Source organism: Streptomyces lycii, assembly GCF_009735685.1.
Lineage (GTDB): Bacteria > Actinomycetota > Actinomycetes > Streptomycetales > Streptomycetaceae > Streptomyces > Streptomyces lycii.
Genome location: NZ_WHPN01000195.1, coordinates 1 through 2,644, shown reverse-complemented (window position 1 = coordinate 2,644; position 2,644 = coordinate 1). Strand labels below are relative to the sequence as shown.

The 2,644-nt window shown below is 72.7% G+C and carries 4 protein-coding genes; 1 reads left to right on the top strand and 3 read right to left on the bottom strand.

The genetic code is table 11. From position 1 onward, the window contains the following. Nucleotides 1-59: 59 nt before the first annotated feature. The 3 genes from GCU69_RS07895 to GCU69_RS07885 form a co-directional block, all read right to left on the bottom strand. Nucleotides 60-287, bottom strand: coding sequence for a DUF3107 domain-containing protein (locus tag GCU69_RS07895; RefSeq protein WP_180268663.1), 228 nt, complete (start codon nucleotides 285-287; stop codon nucleotides 60-62). Between the two features lie 146 nt (nucleotides 288-433). Continuing rightward, a complete protein-coding gene (locus tag GCU69_RS07890; RefSeq protein WP_098749956.1) occupies nucleotides 434-1,075 on the bottom strand; it encodes a TetR/AcrR family transcriptional regulator in 642 nt (213 codons plus the stop codon). A 169-nt stretch (nucleotides 1,076-1,244) separates the two neighbouring features. Then, on the bottom strand, nucleotides 1,245-1,466 hold the full coding sequence (locus GCU69_RS07885) for a hypothetical protein (RefSeq protein WP_098749947.1): 222 nt from the start codon (nucleotides 1,464-1,466) through the stop codon (nucleotides 1,245-1,247). 124 nt (nucleotides 1,467-1,590) lie between these two features. Here GCU69_RS07885 and GCU69_RS07880 point away from each other — a divergent pair, with 124 nt between their 5' ends. Continuing rightward, nucleotides 1,591-2,568, top strand: a complete 978-nt coding sequence (locus GCU69_RS07880; RefSeq protein WP_098749948.1) for an alpha/beta fold hydrolase — start codon at nucleotides 1,591-1,593, stop codon at nucleotides 2,566-2,568. Nucleotides 2,569-2,644 lie beyond the last annotated feature (76 nt).

Here is a 2,644-nt window from a genome sequence, read left to right as displayed (position 1 = left end):
GGGCCGCCGCTCACGGCGATCGGGGCGGACGCCGTCCTCGGCCGGCGCGCCGCCCACTGCTACAGGGCGCCGAAGCCCACCTTGCGGACCGACTGCTCGCCGATCTCCACATAGGCCAGCCGGTCGGCCGGGACCAGCACCTTGCGGCCGTGCTCGTCCACCAGGCTCAGCAGCTGAGCCTTGCCGGCGAGCGCCGCGGCGACCGCGCTCTCGACCTCTTCGGCAGACTGCTCGCTCTCGAGAACGATCTCGCGAGGCGCGTGCTGCACGCCGATCTTGACCTCCACGGCTATGTCCCTCCGACGGTTCGGGATCCCCCGTGGCGAAGCCCAGGGGAGGGTGCGCGGCGGCCTGCCGCGCCGTACGCAGGCAAGATTAGCCCGCTCCGGGCCCGCTTCCGGCGCCGTCGCCGCACGCCCGCAGCGAACACGGCTCAGCCCTGCTGCTGTGCGCCGTGCAGCGGGAAGCCGGCGATGCCGCGCCAGGACAGCGACGACACGAGCTTGGCCGCCGCGTCGCGCGGCAGCTTCTGCCCGGAGCCCAGCCAGTACCGGGCGGTGATCTGGGCCATGCCGCACAGGCCCACGGCCAGCAGCATGGACTGGTCGGCGGGCAGGTCGGTGTCCTCGGAGATGACCGCGCTGACGGCCTTGGCGCAGTCCAGGCTGACCTTGTCGACCCGTTCGCGGACGGCGGGCTCGTTGGTCAGGTCGGACTCGAACACCAGCCGGAAGGCGCCGCCCTCGTCCTCGACATAGGCGAAGTAGGCGTCCATGGTGGCCGCCACCCGGAGCTTGTTGTCCGTCGTCGACGCCAGGGCGTTGCGGACGGACTGCAGCAGGGCCTCGCAGTGCTGGTCCAGCAGCGCCAGATAGAGGTCCAGCTTGCCCGGGAAGTGCTGGTACAGGACCGGCTTGCTGACGCCCGCGCGCTCCGCGATGTCGTCCATCGCGGCCGCGTGGTAGCCCTGAGCCACGAAGACCTCCTGGGCGGCGCCCAGGAGCTGGTTGCGCCGGGCTCGGCGCGGCAGGCGCGTGCCCCGTGGGCGTGCCTCGGTCTGCTCGATGGCTGTCACGCCGCCTCCCAAAGTCATTACGGTCGCGGTGAACACCGCGCCCGCCATCGTACTTTCGGGTAACCCCGCTGTGCGCGGTGGCGGCCGAGAATTTCACAGGGTGAACGGCCTCTTCAGGGCAAAAGGGGCAGGTCACTCCTGTGACGGGTGTGTCCGGCGGGTTTCGGGCTCACCGGTACTCGTCGTCCTCGACCTCCACGACACGGGCCTGCTCGGCGGCGTCGGCGGGGTTCGCGGTGTCGGGTGCGTGCTCCGGCAGCGGGTCGTCGTGCCGGGGCAGCAGCTCGGCCTGCTGCTCGGCGGCGTCGGCCTCCGGCGCCTCCACGTCCTGCACCTCCTCGGGGGTCTCTTCCTCGTCGAACGTGTCCGGGTCGGTCGGGTCCACAGGCATGCGACCCTCCTTTCCAGGGCGGGCGCCCTCTACACCGAGCCTAGGAGCGGGGATCCCCGCACGCCACGCGGTCTGTGACGCCGAACACGTCCGGCCGGGCGTGATCGTCTCGTAACATCGCGGTATGTCATCCACCGAACCGCCGGGGGTGCGGGCGGCCCCCCAAGTGACGCAGGAGCACGGCGCGGCGGCGGCCGGGGCGGGGGAGCGTGTGCGCACCGTCACCCTGTCCGGGCTGGCCCTCACCGTGCGCTCCGTGGCGCCCGTGCGGGAGGGGCTGGCACCGGCCCTGTTCGTGCACGGGCTCGGGGGCTCCTCGGTGAACTGGTCGGCCCTCATGCCCCTGCTGTCCGAACGGGTCGACTGCGAGGCGGTGGATCTGCCCGGCTTCGGCTTCTCCCCGCCGCCGGACGACGGCGACTACTCCGTGGCGGGACACGCCCGGGCGGTGATCCGTTTTCTCGACGCAGGCGGGCGGGGCCCCGTCCACCTGTTCGGCAATTCGCTCGGCGGGGCCGTCGTCACGCGCGTCGCCGCCGCCCGGCCGGACCTCGTGCGTACGCTCACCCTGGTCTCGCCGGCGCTGCCGGAGCTTCGGCCCCAGCTCTCCGCGCTGCCGACCGGACTGCTGGCCCTCCCCGGAGCGGCCGGCCTGTTCAGCCGTCTGACCAGGGACTGGACGGCCGAGCGGCGCACCCGTGAACTGCTGGCTCTCTGCTACGGAGACCCCACGCGGGTCGAGCCGGACGGCTTCCGGGCCGCCGTCGAGGAGTACGAGCGGAGGCTCGGACTCCCCTACTTCTGGGATGTCATGACACGATCGGCCCGCGGCGTCGTGGACGCGTACACCCTGGGCGGTCAGCATTCGCTGTGGCGGCAGGCAGAGCGGGTGCTCGCCCCCACGCTGCTCGTCTACGGCTGCCGGGACCGGCTGGTGTCCTTCCGGATGGCCCGCCGGGCGTCCCGGGCCTTCCGCGACTCCCGGCTGCTGACCCTGCCGGAGGCCGGGCACGTGGCGATGATGGAGTATCCGGACGCGGTGGCGCGGGCCTTCCGCGAACTGCTGCACGAGACGACGAGCGCTGAAGCGGACAGGAGCTGAATCGACGCGTGGGACGCCATAGCCGCCGCAGCCGCACCGGTCCGGACGGCGACCCCGCCGCCACAGGGCCGCAGGG

What these genes read in the sequence shown, in the direction of transcription:
- GCU69_RS07885 (WP_098749947.1), bottom strand. Translation starts at nt 1,466, where the DNA reads ATGCCTGTGGACCCGACCGACCCGGACACGTTCGACGAGGAAGAGACC.
- GCU69_RS07880 (WP_098749948.1), top strand. Translation starts at nt 1,591, where the DNA reads ATGTCATCCACCGAACCGCCGGGGGTGCGGGCGGCCCCCCAAGTGACG.